Raw genomic sequence first — 18245 nt, forward strand, 5'->3', positions numbered from 1 at the left:
TTTCAGTTTTGCGCTTTGGCGATATTTGAAACTAGACTTCTCTACTACGAATAGAATTTTATGCTAGAAGTCAACGTTCTTTATCAATCTTTAGTGGGTTCTAATCTATAACCAATTATTCGATCACAATCGTTGTTTATGCTTTTAAAGCACTAAGAATTTCCATACAATCGAGGGAAATGTTCAGCCCTTTTTGGAGCCATAATGAGCGACGTAAAACATTGTAAACTATTAATTCTTGGTTCTGGTCCAGCAGGATACACAGCTGCCGTCTACGCAGCGCGTGCCAACCTAAACCCTGTGCTTGTGACGGGAATGCAACAAGGTGGTCAGCTAACCACCACTACTGAAGTTGAAAACTGGCCCGGCGACGCTGAAGGTCTGACAGGTCCTGCATTGATGGATCGCATGAAAGAGCACGCCGAGCGTTTCGAAACTGAGATCGTGTTTGATCACATCAACGAAGTAGAACTATCACAACGCCCATTTCGTTTAAAAGGTGATTCTGGCGAGTACACATGTGACGCATTGATTATTTCTACCGGTGCATCAGCAAAATACCTTGGCCTTGAGTCTGAAGAAGCATTTAAAGGTCGCGGCGTTTCTGCTTGTGCAACCTGTGACGGTTTCTTCTACCGTAATCAGAAAGTTGCAGTTGTGGGCGGTGGTAACACTGCTGTTGAGGAAGCACTTTACCTATCTAACATTGCGTCAGAAGTTCACCTGATCCACCGCCGCGATTCATTCCGTGCAGAGAAGATCCTTGTGAAACGTCTGATGGATAAAGTTGAAAGCGGTAATATCGTTCTTCATACCGATCGAACTCTCGATGAAGTACTTGGCGACGATATGGGCGTAACTGGCGTTCGTATTAAAGACGTCAACACAGGTGCGACTGAAGACCTTGAAGTGATGGGCGCGTTTATTGCGATCGGCCACCAGCCAAACACACAAATCTTTGAAGGCCAAGTAGACATGAAAGATGGCTACATCATCGTTAAGTCTGGCCTAGAAGGCAACGCGACACAAACTAGCATTGAAGGTGTATTTGCAGCAGGCGACGTTATGGACCATAACTACCGTCAAGCTATCACATCAGCAGGTACAGGTTGTATGGCGGCATTAGATGCTGAGCGTTTCTTAGACTCACTTGGTGACAAATAACTTTTCACATTTGTGTCATATCCTTAAAGCCCAGCGGTATTCCCGCTGGGTTTTCTTTTGTATACTACCGCCTCATTAAAACAATTATCATTAAGCCTTCACGATGGATAAGAAAAAGCAAAGCAGCTTGAATAAGTGGCTGAAGCAACAAAGTAAGTTAGCCAAGCGCTGGCTTATGATTGCGATAGGCCTAGGCGTACTTTCAAGCGTGTTTTTATTGGCTCAAGCAGCCCTGCTCGCCTCCATTCTGCACCAGTTAATCATTGACCAAGTCGACAAAGCCGACCTCATTTGGCATTTTGTTGGGCTCGGTGGCACGGTTATCGGTCGAGCTGCTTGTACCTGGGGTCGAGAGCTTGCCGGTTACCGTTGCGGGGAGCAAATTCGAGTTTATATTCGCCAACTCATTTTAGATAAAGTTCATAAACTTGGGCCAGCTTACATCAAAGGCAAACCTGCTGGCAGTTGGGCAACGCTCATCTTAGAGCAGGTAGAAGATATGCAAGATTTCTTCTCACGCTACTTGCCTCAAATGTCATTATCGGTACTAGTGCCTTTCATCATTTTGGTTGTCGTATTCCCAGTAAACTGGGCAACAGGCTTGATCTTCCTGGTCACTGCACCACTGGTGCCTATTTTCATGGCACTGGTTGGGATGAAAGCCGCAGAAGCAAACCGTAAAAACTTTAAAGCGATGCAGCGTTTGTCGGGTCACTTTTATGACCGCTTGCAAGCAATGACAACCATTCGCTTATTCGATAGAACAAAATCTGAAACTGAGACGCTAAAGGGTGCTTCAGAAGTCTTTCGTACTCGTACCATGGACGTTCTGAAAATCGCGTTTCTGTCTTCTGCGGTGTTAGAGTTTTTCACTTCCATTTCTATCGCAATTACCGCTGTCTACTTTGGCTTTAGTTATATCGGGGAGCTGGACTTCGGCTACTACGGCACAGGTGTTACGCTCTTTGCTGGTTTGTTCATTCTGATTCTTGCTCCAGAGTTTTATCAGCCATTACGCGATTTGGGCACGTTCTATCATGCAAAACAGCAAGCGGTTGGCGCAGCAGAAAGCATTGTCGAGTTTCTGGATTTGGAAGTCGATCAAATCAAAGATGGTACCCAAGCGTTAGATAAAAACAGCCCTATCCATATTGAAGCGGACCAGTTAACCATTTTTAGTCCGGAAGGTAAGCAGCTCGCAGGTCCCCTATCCTTCTCTCTTGAAGCCAACAAAAGTACGGCTTTAGTTGGACCAAGTGGCGCAGGTAAAACAAGTTTGGTAAACACAATCCTCGGTTTCATGCCTTATCAAGGTAGCTTAAAAATTAATGGCTGCGAATTGTCGCAACTGGATCTAGCCACATGGCGAGAGGCAGTAAGCTGGATTGGTCAAAACCCGATGCTATTACACGGTAGCATTCGAGATAACATCACACTAGGTAAGCACAATATTCAGGATGCAGACGTACATTCTGTGTTGAATGACTCTCACGCTGCTGAATTTGTTGAAATGCATGGGTTGGATTATCCGATATCTGATCGTTCTGGTGGTTTATCTGTCGGCCAAGCGCAGCGTTTAGCACTGGCTCGCGCCATGCTACAAAATGGTCGTTTTTGGTTATTAGATGAACCAACCGCAAGCTTAGATGCTCGCAGTGAAAAACTCGTGATGGAAGGCATTAACAAGTATGCGCATGCCACAACGAATTTGATGATTACTCACCAACTTGCGCCTTTACAAAACGTATCGCAAATTCTTGTTATGCAGGACGGCCAGATTGTTCAACGTGGTGATTACGCCACACTGTCGACAGAAGATGGCTTATTTAAAGACATGTTGGAAGCGAACCTCGCACAACGTGAAACAGACAAGGGGAACTTAGATGCGTGATTTACTCCCTTATCTAAAACTCTATAAAAAACACTGGTTTGGTCTTTCGCTAGGTATGCTACTGGCATTTCTGACCTTAGCGGCGTCTATTGGCTTATTAACGCTATCAGGTTGGTTTATTTCAGCCGCAGCGGTGGCAGGCTTGACGGTTGCTCGTGAGACCTTCAACTACATGTTACCAGGTGCCGGGGTACGCGGCGCTGCAATGGCTCGAACCGCAGGTCGATGGGGAGAACGTGTCGTTAGCCACAATGCAACGTTCAAGCTGCTTACCGATCTACGTATCTTCTTCTTTAAGAAACTTGCACCACTGATTCCGGGTCGTGTTTCTACGATGCGTGATGCCGATCTGCTCAACCGCCTAGTAGCGGACGTAGACGCGATGGATCACGTTTACCTTCGACTTATCAGCCCTGTCGTGATTGGTATTTTTGGCATATTGTGTTTAACGGCTATCCTGGCTTTCTTTGATTGGCATCTCGCCCTACTGCTTGGCTCGATTCTTACCGTCATGTTGTTTGTATGGCCAGTGCTGTTCTATAAACTGGGTAAAAATAATGGCGAGAATCTCACTCATCATAAAGCGCAATTTCGAGTGGCGACACTGGACTGGCTTCAAGGCTACAGTGAACTGAGTATCTTTGGAGCAGAAGAACGTTATCGTAATCTCATTCTAGAGAAGCAGAAGCAGTTGCTGTCTAACCAATTTGTGAACGCGAATTTAACGGGCATGGCTTCAGGCCTGCTTATGCTGGTGAACGGCCTTACACTGGTTGTGATGCTTTGGTTTGCTGCAGACGGCGTAGGTGGTCGTGCTCCTGATCCTTGGATTGCGCTGTTTGCGTTTGCAACCATGGCGAGCTTTGAGATTCTGATGCCTATCGCGGGCGCATTCCAGTATCTCGGTCAAACGTTGACCTCTGCTCGTCGTTTAAATGAAGTAATTTTGGCTGAACCTGACGTTGTCTTCCCTGAGCAGTCGAAACATAAAGACACAACGTTAGACATTGAATTCGACAACATAGATTTTACTTACCCTGACGGTCAGCAAAAGGTGCTGAAAGACTTGTCACTCTCACTACCGTTGGGCACTAAAACTGCAATTGTAGGTCAAACAGGTTCAGGTAAATCAACACTGATTCAGCTTCTTTGTCGCTACTGGGATGTAAACCAAGGTGAAGTTCGAATCGGTGGTACAAAACTGCAAGATTGGAGCGAGTCGGACCTGCGAGCAGCAATGACAGTGGTCAGTCAACGCGTAGATGTACTAAACGGGACACTACGTGACAACTTACTCATGGCCGCTCCGGACGCAAGTGATGAGCAACTGTCTACTATTTTACAAAAAGTCGAGCTTGGCGGACTTCTTGAAGAGCCGGGTTTAGACGCTTGGTTAGGCGACGGCGGTCGTCAGTTATCTGGTGGTGAGAAACGCCGAATCGGTATTGCTCGAGCATTGCTACGTGATGCCCCAATCCTACTCTTAGATGAGCCGACTGAAGGCCTCGATAAGCGTACGGAACAAAAAGTGATGGCGCTTTTCAATGAACACTTTGCTAATAAGACAGTAGTATTCATTACACACCGACTGATAGAGTTAGAAAGTATGGATAGCATCTGTTTGATGGAACAAGGTGAGATCATCGAACAAGGCGACCATCCAACGCTACTCGCTCAAAAAGGTCGTTACTACCAGCTATTACAATCTCTATAATTCGATTTTCAGTGACGAGAAGGGCTCATCAAACGATGAGCCCTTTTGTTATTCCTGTATTATTAGTTACCTAATTAAGCACGTATACAGTGCTGATTTACCGACCAGATTTTTTGAGATAAGCCGCCATTTCATCTTCCGGAACCATGCCCCCACCTGTTGCCCAAACAAGATGTGTTGCGTTTTTGAGTTTTTCTTCGTCAAATTTCATTCGAGACTGATAAGCATGGTTATTCGAGACGTGCACTGCCCCAATCATACCGGCTAATGCAGAAGGCTCTAGATTAATACCTTCCAGTTCACTTAACTCACCCAAGTGGTGATACATACGAGCGTCATCAATGGTGTAAAAACCATCAAGTAGCCTTTCCATCGCTCTTCCGACAAATCCCGAGGCACGCCCGACTGCCAAACCATCAGCGGCGGTGATGTTATCGATACCCAGATCTTGCACCGAAATATCGTCATGCAAGCCTGTATGTACGCCCAACAGCATGCACGGTGAGTGCGTTGGCTCTGCGAAAATACAGTGGACATGCTCGCCAAATGCTACCTTCAAGCCAAATGCCACGCCACCAGGCCCGCCGCCAACACCACAAGGAAGATAAACAAACAATGGATGATGCTCATCAACCACGATTCCCAAGTCATCAAATTGCTGCTTAAGACGCTCACCCGCAACAGAGTAACCTAGAAACAGCGTCCGTGAGTTTTCATCATCGATAAAGAAACAGTTGGGATCTTTTTCTGCCTCTTTACGACCTTGCTCGACAGCAATACCATAATCTTCTTGGTGCTCTACGACATTAACACCATGCGACCGGAGCTTATTTTTCTTCCATTCCCGCGCATCCGCAGACATGTGGACTGAAACTGAAAAACCCAGCTTCGCACTCATGATGCCGATGGACATACCAAGATTGCCGGTTGAGCCAACCGCAATACTGTACTGCTTAAAAAACTGCCGAAACTCATTGCTGAACAATTTTCTGTAATCATCGTTTTCACAGAGCAAGCCGGCTTCAAACGCCAACTTTTCTGCATGAGTGAGCACTTCATAAATACCACCTCTCGCTTTGATCGAACCAGAAATTGGCAAATGACTGTCTTTTTTGAGCATTAAATGGCCCAATATTGGTGTGTCGTATTGCTGCTCCAAACGCACTTTCATATTGGGAATATCCACCACTGGGGACTCAATAATGCCACGCGACGTTTCCGTTTCGGGAAACGCCTTCATCAAATAAGGCGCAAATCTTGTTAGCCGTTCACTCGCCGCTTGAATATCTTTTTCATCTAACCCGACATGAGGTAAGCCTTCCTCCAAGGAACTGATATGGGGGTTGAACCAACAAACCTCTTCAAGATCAATAAGTGCTGCCAAGAGTGGGAACTGCTTAGTCAGCGCTTCAATATTTGCCTTGGTCATTTTACCTTCCTGGAATGATGTGAGTTGAGATAAACAAAAGCGCCGCAATAGCGACGCTTTGGAGAACAACTATCAGTTTTAGCTTACGCGTAGTTTTTCTCAAACTCTTGCATAAAATCGACTAACGCTTGTACACCTTCTAGCGGCATGGCGTTATAAATGGAAGCTCGCATACCACCAACGGCTCGGTGTCCTTTTAGTGATTTCAGCCCTTTGGCATCGGCTAGTTCAAGGAACGTCGCATCCAGTTCAGGTTTCGCAAGTTGGAATGGCACATTCATCAAAGAACGGTTTGCTGAGTGCACGCCATTACGGTAGAAATCAGACTGATCGATGTAATCATACAGTAGTGCGGCTTTAGCGCGGTTCACTTGCTCGATCGCTTTTACCCCACCCTGCGCCTTCAACCATTTGAAAACAAGACCAGACAGGTACCATGCAAAGGTTGGTGGCGTGTTGAACATTGATTCTTTCTCAGCCAGAACAGTATAATCCAAGATACTTGGCAGTACCTGCTTCGCCATACCTAACAAGTCGTCGCGCACGATAGCGATAGCAATGCCTGAAGGACCAATGTTTTTCTGAGCGCCCGCATAAATCACACCGTATTTCGATACATCAATCTCACGAGAAAGAATCGTCGAAGACATGTCAGCAACGATTGGTTTGTCGGTGACTGGAAGATCGTTAATCTCGATACCGTCAATGGTTTCATTTGGACAGAAATGCACGTAAGCCGCTTCTGGAGCAATTTTCCATTCACTTGCAGGTAGAACGGCTACTTTTCCGTCGATTTCTGTTTTTGCATCAAATACGTCTGGCTCGCAGTATTTCTTCGCTTCAGCTACCGCACTTTCAGCCCAATAACCGCCGTCGATGTAAGTTGCCGTCTCGGCATCACCAAGTAAGTTTAGAGGAACAGCAGCAAACTGAGCACGAGCACCACCTTGGCAGAACAGCACTTTATAGTTGTCCGGAATATTCAGAAGATCACGTAAATCCTGCTCGGCTTCTTCTGCAACTTTGATGAACTCTTTGCTTCGATGGCTGATTTCCATGACCGAAGTACCAAGGCCTTGCCAATCGATTAGTTCCTGTTGTGCTTGCTGCATAACTGCTTTAGGCAGACCTGCTGGCCCTGCACTGAAGTTAAATACGTTGTCCGTATTTTGTTCCATGATGCTCATTGCTCCTGCTATGTAAATATTACGAAATTAATATCACGTTTTCGCAGCGATAAAAACAAGAAAAGAGGTCTTACGACCTCTTTTTAAAGACTAAGCGTTAAATTGGATTAATTCCGCAACAATACTTGGCTACTGTTGTTGCATCAAGGCGGGCATAAGTAGCGCCACTAATGGGAACTCATGTCCATTTTCGAACTTCAATTTACCGTCACCGATTTCTGCTTTGAGTTGATAACCGCCCTCGACTTTCTCGATCAACTCCATGATGAGCAGCTCATCGATTCCTTCTTGAATAAATGGGTAGTGCGTCACTAATTCGTCAGAGAAGTAAGTACTGAGCTCACCAGTAGTCGCCGTCATCAACTTCATTGGGTCTTGAGTAATGTGGTCAGTACCTTCAGGAATGGATAATTGCCACTCGTTATGGAACTTACCGTCACCAAACGCAAGTGAAAGCTCATTCACGGATAAATCAAAACCTTTGCTAAACAGCGTGTCAACATGCGGCAATAAGCTCGCAATTTCCTGCTCGTCTAACATTGGAGAGCTTTGATAGATAGACATAATTTGGTCAAATGACTGGCTATCCACATCTGCAATTGAGAAATCCAACTTAAAGTTATCGACATCCGTACCATCAGTTAAACGCAGTTTCTTAGCATCTAGGTTCAGCTGACTGTTCAGCTTATCACCAGACTCATTCATCGTAGTGTTGCCGCGGTAACTCGCATTCTCAATCAAAAAGACAGGCGTTAAGTTCGAATCAACCACATCCAGCTTCTCTAGAGAAAAAGATTGCTCACCCAGCCAATAGCCTTTTGCTTGCTTACCTTTACCCTGACCTGTCAATGCATTCAGATGAAGCTCTTCACCGTTTTCAAAATCCACTTGAACAGAAGGAACAGAAACTTGGTAATTGAGATCACCCAATACCGTCACATCCCCTGTCACTTTTGCAGGGCTTGTAGAAACAGAAACACCTTGCGCTTCGTTACGATAATGCCAACTGTCTAGGTCAAGGGTGAATGCCGTATTGCCATTTAGTTGAGTCTGACTATGCATCGTGAGAGGCAAAAAGTCATTGTCCACCAATTTTGAATCTGCTGTTAGGCTTGTTAGACCGTGGCTTACATCACTGGTTACGTCAAACGTCGTTGGCATACCATCACGCTCTAGCTGCGTTTTAAGCTCAGGATCAACAACTGAATAACGAGTCAGCACGACTGAAGACAAATAGCCACGTTGATACTCGACCACTTCGCCTTTAATCATTTCATCATTCATATTGGTAATACCATCTTCAATGATGGACTGACCAATTTGTCCGACAGCCAATGGCCAACACAGCGCTAATGAGATAGCACCACCAATGGCGCCGATTTTTTTAAGATTTTGCATAACGTCACTTATTAGGTATTTTCGGTCAGTCTACCCCAAACCACCTGCGGAGAAAACATTGAGACAAATCAGACTATTGATGCTTATTCTAGTCCATTAATCAGGAATCATACTTGGCTCCCACTCATCATGTCCTTTTATTGTTAAAGTTTGCGTGGCGAAGTTTTAACCGGAGCTAAAACATCTGTGAATCGTTATGCTGTGTTATGTCTCGACAACAACCCAATCAGTGCTGAACAGTTTCGATTGGAGCTGTCTGCCTTCTCAAGTAAATTTGATATCTTTTCTGTCGAGTCGATAGAAGAGGCTCAAAGCGCTTTAGAGTATCTAGAAGAAAGAGAACAGACTGTTGCTTTAGTCATAGCGAGCCATCACGCTCATTTTAATGGCGTGGATTTTCTTATTGGTTTAGACCGGATGCCGCATACCGAGCAAGCAAGAAAAATTCTTATTAGCTGCTCGTCTGATATAGAGGCAATTCTCACTGCCGTTAATGAGGGCAGGCTCGACCACTGCCTCACTAAACCTTTGCCAGATCACGTCTTATTTAACACAGTGCAAAAAGAGCTGACCCAATTTATATTGCGAAACGGTAAAGAAGACCTGCTAAGTTACAGTCAGATATTGGATCATCACAGCTTGTTGCGAGCGCACATCAATAATCAGATGAGCCATTATCAAGCGGGCTTTTTACACGACTACCACTCGATGTCTGATGCTGAGTTAGCCGAGCAAGTGATCTCCGCTCTCCAACAGTTTTTTAAAGACAATGACGAAACAAGAGCCTGCCGCACCTATTCAACTGAACACTTATTAACCGTAGAAGGCGAGCCAAATAGCTTCTTGTGGTTTATCACCGATGGTGAAGTGGCTCTGTACAAGCGCGATGAACAAGGCATGCAGCGAGAGGTTGTACGCCATAACAAAGGTAATATTGTCGGAGGCATGTCGTTTGTTACTGGGGAATGTTCTTTCTCGACAGCCCTAACGCTGACAAAGACAGAGGTCATCAAACTCGATCGCAACGTATTCAATAAAGTGATGCAAAGCGACTCAAACTTGCTGCCTCTTTTTACAAACTTGCTCTTACGCCACTTCAACCGCCGGTTACAAAGAAGCATCAACACCAAGCTGCAACTTCAAAAAACGCTCGAATCGCTGGAGTCTGCCCACCAGCAACTCATTGAAAGAGAAAAAATGGCGATGCTCGGCCAGTTGGTTGCGGGCGTGGCGCATGAACTAAATAATCCGATAGCAGCGATATTGAGGGGCGTAGAAAATTTAACGCATACGCTTGCACGATTACTTAACGAAGTACCCAGTTCCGATATACAAATCAAAGGCATTGAGTTGCTGAGCAAAGCTCAAACCGCAAAACCCGCTTCAACCGCAGAGCTCAGATCACGCGTTAAAGCACTTAATCATGCCCTTCCAGACCGAACACTGGCTAAGAAAGTGGTGAACCTTGGGCTAGAGTCAGATCACGAGTTACTCACTCAACTAACGAAAAAACAGCAAGTGTCTTCTCATGTTCTCGATACTCTTGAGCAATACCACAAAGCAGGTTCCACTCTTCGCTCGATTAACGTCTGTGCTGCGCGAATTGCAGATATGGTGAAAAGCCTTAAAGGTTACGCACGCTCAGATGATGAGACCCAGCACTATGCTGATATTCATGAAGGTATTGAAGATACCTTGGTGATCTTCGAAAACAAACTAAAAATGCATCAGGTTTCCACTGATTATGCGGATTTACCTCCTATCCTTTGTCAACCAATCGCACTCCAACAGGTATGGACGAATTTGGTCTCTAACGCCATTGATGCATTTCCGGAAAAAGGCGTTTTAAAAATACAAACACGTCTTGCAGAAAAAGATCATACACATTACGCCGTTATCTCGTTTGAAGATAATGGGTGTGGCATTCCTGAATCGCAAAGAGATGCCATTTTCGAGCTCAACTTCACGACGAAAAAAGAAGGCAACTTTGGTTTAGGCATTGGGCTGTCCATCTGCCAGCAAATCGTGACCGCACATAAGGGATGGATTGACGTCGAATCAGAGCTCGACAAGTTCACACGAATGACAGTCTGGTTACCAGTCATCGAAAAAGGAGATGAAATATGACCAAGTATTTAATTTTATGTGTCGATGACGAACGAGAAGTCTTGGATAGCGTGCTCCAGGATCTCGCTCCCTTTGAGGAACATTTTATTGTCGAGGGAGCGGAATCAGTCACTGAAGCAAGGCAAGTGATCGAGGAGATGGCGGAAGAGGAAGTTCAGCTTGCGCTCATTTTATGCGACCACATTATGCCGGAGCAAACTGGGATTAGCTTCTTAATCGAACTCAGTCAAAATGGTGACACAAAAGCGGCCCGCAAAGTCTTACTTACAGGACAAGCCGGCTTAGAAGACACCGTTGAGGCCGTCAATAACGCAAGTCTGGACTATTACATAGCCAAACCATGGAGAGGTGAAGAGTTGAGAAAAGCAATCGTGTCTCAGCTTACTGCTTTTATGATTGCAAACGATGATAACTTATTATCTTGGACTCAAGTCCTTGATTCTGAGGCGATCCTCAATGCCATGGCTGAACGCAGAGCAAGCTTCGGCGAGTAATATGCGTGGCTCTAGCTTGAATGTCACCAAAGCCAGCTGATCCACGTTATTTCGCGCAATAGCGCGAGTATGGAAAAGCATCACTATTTATCCGATTGATGCTCTTAGACGTTATGTATATGGCGTAGTTTTTGCTTAAACCAACTAACTATTAAGTTAATTGACAAAACATCGACACATTTTTGTTGGTCGTGGACCTTCCTTTTTATTATGATGTCGGACAAATCAGATTACGGTTCAAGTGGTTGCTTGAATCCATGGAAATAATGAACAAGGTTTATCGTTAGTTATGCGTAAAACACTATTAGCCGCTGCCTTACTAGTGGCATCAAGCCATGCCCTAGCCGCAAACGACCGCAATGCGCCAGCAACTATGAGCAACTTTAGCTACGACTATTTCGAAGCACGTATTGGCGCAAGTCCTGTGACATTTGGTGCTGGATTCAGCAAATCAATTCACCCTAACGCACATGTTATTGCTCGTATCGACTCTGAGTTTGAAAGTGATTTTGACTCAGCCGCTGGTTTTGGCTTTCATTCGCCACTAAACAACTGGGCTGACCTTACAGGTGAAATGCTAATGCGCGTTGTACAACCTTCAAGCGATAGCAGCACTGACGTAGGTATGGAACTGAACTTAGGTGTTCGTCAATGGTTAGGTCCTCAATTAGAAGTAGGCGGCAAAGTCGGCTACGTATCTATTGATAACGATGACGACTGGACCGGTGCAGCATACGCTCGTTTCCACTCAACTGAGCTTTTCTCTCTAGGTGCTGAAGCGCGTATCAACGACTTTTATGGTGATCAGGTAATGTTCACCACGCGTTTTAAGTTTTAAGATTTGTGCTTTAAGAAAAGAGCAAATTAAAAAACAAAAACCGAGGCCCATGCCTCGGTTTTTTTGTCTAATCTAATGACTAACTCAATGAAGTGGTCAAAAACTTCAATGTCCTTTTTCCGCTTTCAACACTTGCCTTTACGACCCGCTAACTCCATCAAAACGAGTCAATCATCGTGCGTTTAGCTTGCTTACTCACACAGCGCCAATAACTGCTTTTTACGCGGCTCTTGAATCAGTTTCCAATGAACACCGTCAGTTGCACCAGCGAATTTCCAAAGCAACTTAACATCAACGTCATTGCCATAAGCCACTTTAACTTTGTTGAAGACTTTTACAGGTCCAAGTTCTAAAAAGGTTTCTACGTCATCAACACCTGCTTTCTTGACCATTCGCTCAAGAGTTAACTGCATATTTGGCAGATCTCTCAAACGTCTACTGGCAGAAGACTTTTGATATTTTCGTTCCTTAATTGAGTATTCAATTGATTTTTGTACCAGTTCATCGAGTCCTGCATATCCGGATTCAAACAAATCTGTTACGTCATAATAATTTACGGTTGCCGTCGTCTGTTTTTTGACGTGCTTATATTTTTCGCAATTCAGTTGAGTAAACACTTCGTCCAATCCATTACCACCACGTAAGTAGCAGCAATCATTGCTGACAAGCGCAAACATAGCATCATCGGTGAATAAACCGATACCACCGAACATAGAACGTTTTTGATACTCACTAAAGTTGCGTACATATTTAAAAAAAGCTTGGTCTGTCATGTCCATTGACCTCTTTAATCTGAATAAATTACCCCGATTAGCGATGTCACCAGATAAACAGCAGCTTATAGCGAATTATAAATGTCGATTTGTTGGCGATATTTTTGTGAGTTGTGCTCACCAACTTGCTTAATCATACTTAACGTTGAAAAATAAGTTAGGACATAGGTCACATATAAAAAAGTATATATCCAGCATACGTGATTAGTTTCACACTTATTATTCATGTGGTGATATTTTTTTGACGCACGGCATGCCCAAAACACGCCATCATTATGATCTCGCTGGCAATTACGAGCACTTGATACGCATTTAATTGATAAAGAATACGCTGTAAGGGTACACTGTACGAAAGATCTCAAGTACAGCGTCACAATGGAACATTTATCATTTTTTTGGCTGCCAAATAATAAAGATAAGCTTATAAACGCACTGGAATCCGAGTTTGCTCAGCTGGTAGAACAGTCCATCTCAACGGGTAAGATTTCATTACCCCCTATTCCTGATGTCGTGCTTAAAATTCAGCAGTTATGTGTCGAAGAACACACCACTATTTCAGATGTTGCTAACTGTTTGTTAGAAGATCCCGGCTTGGCGGCGGTCGTTCTACGAGTAGCAAACTCTGTAATTTTCAATCGTAGAAACATTACCTGCAACGACTTAACCACCGCGGTATCTCGCCTTGGTATACTGCGCGTGCGTGATATTGTTACCGCACAAGCGATTGAACAACTTAAACATTCAGTAAATTTAACCAAAGAATGTAATGCTATCTTGGTGAAAAGTGCAGCGGTATCCCGAGAACTCGGTGCCGTCATGGTGATATTGGTTCAAGCGTTTCGTAAACACGAGCCAGGTACTTACGGGCACTTGGAGCAAGAAAAAGCATTGCTGGTTGGTCTGCTAGCCGATATCGGTTTGTTTTGTCTAATTAACGAGTACCACCTGTACTTAGATAGAGGCAATTACCTAGATCCTGAAATTGCGTTGCAAATCTTCCAAACTCGTTGTTCAGCAACAAGCAAACTGGTGCTCGAGCGCTGGGGATTTGACAATGACTTTAGAGAGGTCTCCTCAAACGAGAAGTACGAGCAAACGCGACCGGAAGTGAGTTATTTAGACATTGCAAGAATCGCGCATCACCTATTGATGTTCCGCAATCATGATGAACGCATTGATGAACACGAAGTTGAATTCAACTTAACAGGTGCAGAGGTCTTGTATGAACTCAGCAATATGAGTGATACTGACTTCAATGACCAAATACGTGCAGTGCTAAGTGCTAGCGGCTTGTAATTTATCGTTTTCTCACACCTAATTCGCGATAAACGATTCGCTCAAGGCTGAGCAGCGTTTGGTATTTGGTGAAATATCTCTCTAATTTCAACCGATAAATAATTTGATTTATGTGTGTTGGTATTATCTCAAAAAAGGAATCATAGAGCTTTATGTTCTCAGGGATGCTATTTATTTTCGCTCCACTTGTTGTGGGGTATCTAATTCCTATATCTCGAGCCTCGTTACTGGAGAAGATCAATCAATCAACGTCCTACCTTATTTACGTCATTTTGTCGTTGATGGGACTAAGCCTAGCAGCGCTCGATAACTTAAGTAGCAACTTACAGAGTATTCTCCTCTATGCGAGTACTTTCTTTTTATGTTTAAGTACCTGTAATCTGTTGGCGCTGCCTATTATCGATAGGATTATTCCTCTCCAGACCAATCAGAATCAAAAGAAGCTGCCACTATCCTCGATGGCTTTAGAATCAGTAAAGCTGATTGTTGTCGTTGGTGGCGGGCTAGTAGTTGGTCTGCTGTTACCCATCGATTTAAGTTGGGTGGATACAGCGAGCGAATGGATACTCTTCCTGCTCCTATTTTTTATTGGTATTCAGCTTCGCAATAGTGGTCTTACTCTTCGCCAAATTCTATTAAATAAACAGGGTATGGCCATTGCGGCAGTTGTGATCGCAACATGTATGCTTGGTGGCGTTATTGCAGCGATACTTTTGGACCTTCCTCTCTATCAAGCCCTCGCGATGGCTTCAGGCTTTGGCTGGTATTCACTCGCAGGAATTTTGATGGGAGACGCTTTTGGCCCCGTGTTTGGGGGGGCATCTTTCCTGATCGAATTGATGAGAGAGCTGGTCGCGCTGGTAGCCATTCCTCTCTTTATTCGTAGCTATCCGTGCACAGCAATTGGTTATGCAGGGGCAACAGCGATGGACTTTACCCTACCTGTTATTCAGACTACAGGTGGTGTGCGTTGTGTCCCAGTTGCCATCGTTAGTGGGTTTATTTTGAGTTTACTGGTACCAGTTATGATGCTTTTCTTTGTATCACTTGCTAGCTAGATCTCAGGTTTTCGCTTTAACATCCATTACAATACGGCAAAAATTCAAATACCCAGTTAACGTCAAAGTGATCACGATTTTGGCAATAATCCGCTTTCTTTTTATCAATTAGCCCAATGATTTATCACGACTAAAGAGAAAGAAGGGTGAAACATCAACTTATGTGCCTTGCGTTAATAAAGGGATAACAACCAGAAGGAAGAAGAATGAAACGCTTTGTCGTTGCAGCGCTCCTCGCTACAAGCTCAACTTTTACGTTTGCCGCAGATCAACAATGTCTTGCTAGCAAATACGACGGCTATGTTGATGCCTCACTACAGTGGTATCAAGATCTTGTTGATTTGACGGTTACCCAGTATCCAGATCTAAAAGAAGTTAGCCAGTGGTTCTTGGACGGCCGTAAACATCACTTTGAATTAAACCGTGAAGCAGTTCATTATTTTCTAGAGAACGATCCTAGCCGTGTTGCAACAGAACAGCCAATCGAAGCATGGCTAAAATTGGAACAACACGACGTTAAGCAGCTAGCAAGCCGAAGTGATAAGTTAGGTGAAGTCGCAAAACAAACGTTTAGTGACCGTCAATCGACTAACCATCCAAAAAACTACGAACTCCGTTCAGCATTCGCCGACCTGCTTAGCCATCCACAACAAATTGATACCGCGCTTAATAAGTACAATCAGTCAATAGAGAAGATTGAAAAGCAGAAGTGTGATTAATTAATCGTTGAGGATGCTCGAAAACGCCGAGTGTTTTAACACATTAAAATCAACGATTTTTTAATGCGAAGATTGTAGCCTTCACCTAAAATTTTCATTTCAGCAACATGGGTTTCAACAATTAAAACGGGACTTTGCGCCCGTTTTAGTTTAGATTGTGCCGCTCGCATTACCAAAATAACTACAAAGATTCTTTGCTATGGTTAAGGAACAAAAAACCGCTGACGTTAGCTTTGAGAGCTTGCTAAAGATCTTCACTGTCCCAGAAGGTCCTGACTCAACGTTAACCAAAATTGACGAGAGCCTCTCGCGAAATCTAAATCAATTTCTTCGTGAACACATCGTGGCAGAAGAAAAGCCTTTACGCGAAATCGAAAAAGACTTTTCTTCTGCTCAGATTCCTGAGCAGCCAGAGTTCGTGTCAGATCATACAGAACACTTACTCGACACTTTGGTGTCGCACTCCGTTCACACTTCTTCACCAAGCTTCATTGGTCATATGACATCGGCGCTGCCTTATTTCTTGATGCCACTGTCAAAGATCATGATCGCCTTAAACCAAAACCTGGTAAAGATAGAGACTTCTAAAGCCTTTACCCCGCTTGAACGTCAAGTTTTGGGCATGCTACATCGCTTGATCTATGGTCAGAGCGATACGTTTTACGATCAGTGGATGCATAGCGCAAACCACTCATTGGGCGCATTTTGCTCCGGCGGTACCATTGCCAATATCACTGCACTTTGGGTAGCACGTAACAAGGCGTTAAGAGCCAATAGTTCATTTAAAGGCGTTGAGAAAGAAGGCCTATTTAAAGCCATGAAGCATTATGGCTACGATGGCTTAGCGGTATTGGTGTCTGAGCGTGGTCACTACTCCCTTAAGAAAGCAGCCGATGTACTAGGTATAGGTCAAGATGGCTTGGTTGCGGTTAAAACAGATGCCAACAACCGTATTATTGTCGACGACCTTAAAGCGAAAATTGTTGAACTAGAGAAACAAAACATCAAGCCTATTGCTGTTATTGGTGTAGCTGGTACAACAGAGACTGGTAATGTCGACCCGCTACCTGAAATCGCAGAAGTCTGCCAAGCTCACGGTTGTCATTTCCATGTGGATGCCGCATGGGGTGGCGCAACACTTATGTCTAATCACCACCGTCACCTTCTTAACGGTGTGGAAATGGCAGACTCAGTAACCATTGATGCGCACAAGCAACTCTACATCCCGATGGGCGCTGGTATGGTTCTGTTCAAAGACCCTGACGCAATGAAATCCATAGAGCATCACGCTCAATATATCTTGCGTAAAGGCTCAAAAGACCTAGGCAGTCATACATTAGAAGGCTCTCGTTCAGGCATGGCAATGTTGGTCTATGCCGCAATGCACATCATCAGCCGCCCAGGCTATGAGCTGCTGATAGACCAAAGCATTGAAAAAGCTCGCTACTTTGCGGATTTAATCAAGCAGCAAGATGATTTCGAATTGGTTTCTGAACCAGAGCTTTGTCTGCTCACATACCGCTACTTGCCGCCATTCATCCGTGAGGCATTAGCAAAAGCGGAAGGTTCACAAAAAGAACAACTGAATGAACTGATTAATGAATTAACACAGTTTATTCAAAAGCGTCAGCGTGAAACGGGCAAATCGTTTGTTTCACGTACAAGACTGAACCCAGACCAATGGCAGCGCATGAACACGATTGTGTTCCGAGTGGTTTTGGCAAATCCGCTGACGACCAAAGAGATTTTGAGTTCGGTGCTTGATGAACAACGTGAAATCGCCAAGCAAGCACCAAATTTGATGGAAAGAATTCAGCAGGTGGTCACTAATATCCAATCGTCTTAATGGCCCGAAAGAGTTACATCAATTTGAAATTTTTTTTCGTTTTGATGTAACTCAAACATCATTCTCGTGCGACTGGCGCAACAAAACATCGATTACACATCCAATTCTGTAGTTTTTACAACATTTTGTTTGAGGCCTGTCAAATTCTCACTAAATAGTATCCGTTATTGGTTTAGACTGATTGAAGATCAGGTTTATACTGATTCTATGGCGCTGGTTGTTTTCGTTAACGCCCCACTCTACTCTGGAATCTTCGTGTTTCCTTTCGTTAACAGAGCCAGCGAGTTGTTCTCTATACCCTCGTGAACACT

14 protein-coding genes are annotated in these 18245 nt (G+C 44.3%); 10 read left to right on the top strand and 4 right to left on the bottom strand.

All coding sequences use genetic code 11. The features are described from left to right. The first annotated feature begins 204 nt into the window (after positions 1 to 204). From trxB to cydC, 3 genes are all read left to right on the top strand, one after another. On the top strand, positions 205 to 1164 hold the full coding sequence (gene trxB / locus ACWYVB_RS01625; protein WP_005393195.1) for a thioredoxin-disulfide reductase: 960 nt from the start codon (positions 205 to 207) through the stop codon (positions 1162 to 1164). A gap of 103 nt (positions 1165 to 1267) precedes the next feature. After that, complete coding sequence (cydD, locus tag ACWYVB_RS01630) at positions 1268 to 3055, top strand: heme ABC transporter permease/ATP-binding protein CydD (protein ID WP_318084149.1); 1788 nt, start codon at positions 1268 to 1270, stop codon at positions 3053 to 3055. Beyond that, positions 3048 to 4769, top strand: coding sequence for a heme ABC transporter ATP-binding protein/permease CydC (gene cydC, locus ACWYVB_RS01635; protein WP_154204674.1), 1722 nt, complete (start codon positions 3048 to 3050; stop codon positions 4767 to 4769). Before cydD ends, cydC begins: the two co-directional genes overlap by 8 nt. Positions 4770 to 4866: 97 nt before the next feature. Here the strand turns inward: cydC and ACWYVB_RS01640 are convergent, their stop codons facing one another. The 3 genes from ACWYVB_RS01640 to ACWYVB_RS01650 form a co-directional block, all read right to left on the bottom strand. Next, positions 4867 to 6198 carry a D-serine ammonia-lyase gene (locus ACWYVB_RS01640; protein WP_182016164.1) on the bottom strand — a complete coding sequence of 444 codons (1332 nt, stop codon included), beginning with the start codon at positions 6196 to 6198 and terminating at the stop codon, positions 4867 to 4869. Between the two features lie 83 nt (positions 6199 to 6281). After that, positions 6282 to 7376: a 3-phosphoserine/phosphohydroxythreonine transaminase gene (serC, locus tag ACWYVB_RS01645; RefSeq protein ID WP_457527717.1), complete on the bottom strand. Its 1095-nt coding sequence runs from the start codon at positions 7374 to 7376 to the stop codon at positions 6282 to 6284. Positions 7377 to 7514: 138 nt separating this feature from the next. Further along, complete coding sequence (locus ACWYVB_RS01650) at positions 7515 to 8783, bottom strand: DUF945 family protein (protein WP_006742618.1); 1269 nt, start codon at positions 8781 to 8783, stop codon at positions 7515 to 7517. 186 nt (positions 8784 to 8969) lie between these two features. On the opposite strand from ACWYVB_RS01650, the gene ACWYVB_RS01655 reads away from it, so the two are divergent. The 3 genes from ACWYVB_RS01655 to ACWYVB_RS01665 all read left to right on the top strand — a co-directional run bounded on the left by ACWYVB_RS01655 (position 8970) and on the right by ACWYVB_RS01665 (position 12242). Beyond that, positions 8970 to 10910 (top strand): ATP-binding protein, encoded by a 1941-nt coding sequence (locus ACWYVB_RS01655; protein ID WP_256953311.1) that lies wholly within the window; start codon positions 8970 to 8972, stop codon positions 10908 to 10910. After that, positions 10907 to 11404 (top strand): response regulator, encoded by a 498-nt coding sequence (locus tag ACWYVB_RS01660; RefSeq protein WP_012841921.1) that lies wholly within the window; start codon positions 10907 to 10909, stop codon positions 11402 to 11404. The genes ACWYVB_RS01655 and ACWYVB_RS01660 overlap by 4 nt, the downstream gene beginning before the upstream one ends. Positions 11405 to 11693: 289 nt before the next feature. Beyond that, positions 11694 to 12242 carry a hypothetical protein gene (locus tag ACWYVB_RS01665; RefSeq protein WP_005393208.1) on the top strand — a complete coding sequence of 183 codons (549 nt, stop codon included), beginning with the start codon at positions 11694 to 11696 and terminating at the stop codon, positions 12240 to 12242. A 191-nt stretch (positions 12243 to 12433) separates the two neighbouring features. Here the strand turns inward: ACWYVB_RS01665 and ACWYVB_RS01670 are convergent, their stop codons facing one another. Beyond that, positions 12434 to 13021 (bottom strand): TfoX/Sxy family DNA transformation protein, encoded by a 588-nt coding sequence (locus tag ACWYVB_RS01670; protein WP_005393210.1) that lies wholly within the window; start codon positions 13019 to 13021, stop codon positions 12434 to 12436. Positions 13022 to 13390: 369 nt separating this feature from the next. Between ACWYVB_RS01670 and ACWYVB_RS01675 the strand changes: the two genes are divergently transcribed. The 4 genes from ACWYVB_RS01675 to panP all read left to right on the top strand — a co-directional run bounded on the left by ACWYVB_RS01675 (position 13391) and on the right by panP (position 17934). After that, on the top strand, positions 13391 to 14311 hold the full coding sequence (locus tag ACWYVB_RS01675) for an HDOD domain-containing protein (RefSeq protein WP_005393212.1): 921 nt from the start codon (positions 13391 to 13393) through the stop codon (positions 14309 to 14311). A gap of 152 nt (positions 14312 to 14463) precedes the next feature. After that, positions 14464 to 15369, top strand: a complete 906-nt coding sequence (locus ACWYVB_RS01680) for a lysine exporter LysO family protein (RefSeq protein ID WP_006742620.1) — start codon at positions 14464 to 14466, stop codon at positions 15367 to 15369. 206 nt (positions 15370 to 15575) lie between these two features. Then, positions 15576 to 16088 (top strand): hypothetical protein, encoded by a 513-nt coding sequence (locus ACWYVB_RS01685; RefSeq protein ID WP_012841922.1) that lies wholly within the window; start codon positions 15576 to 15578, stop codon positions 16086 to 16088. 199 nt (positions 16089 to 16287) lie between these two features. Next, entirely contained in the window at positions 16288 to 17934 is a 1647-nt protein-coding gene (gene panP / locus ACWYVB_RS01690) for a pyridoxal-dependent aspartate 1-decarboxylase PanP (RefSeq protein ID WP_457527720.1), read from the top strand. The last annotated feature ends 311 nt before the right edge of the window (positions 17935 to 18245 follow it).

It is taken from the genome of Vibrio sp. JZG10 (assembly GCF_054064075.1).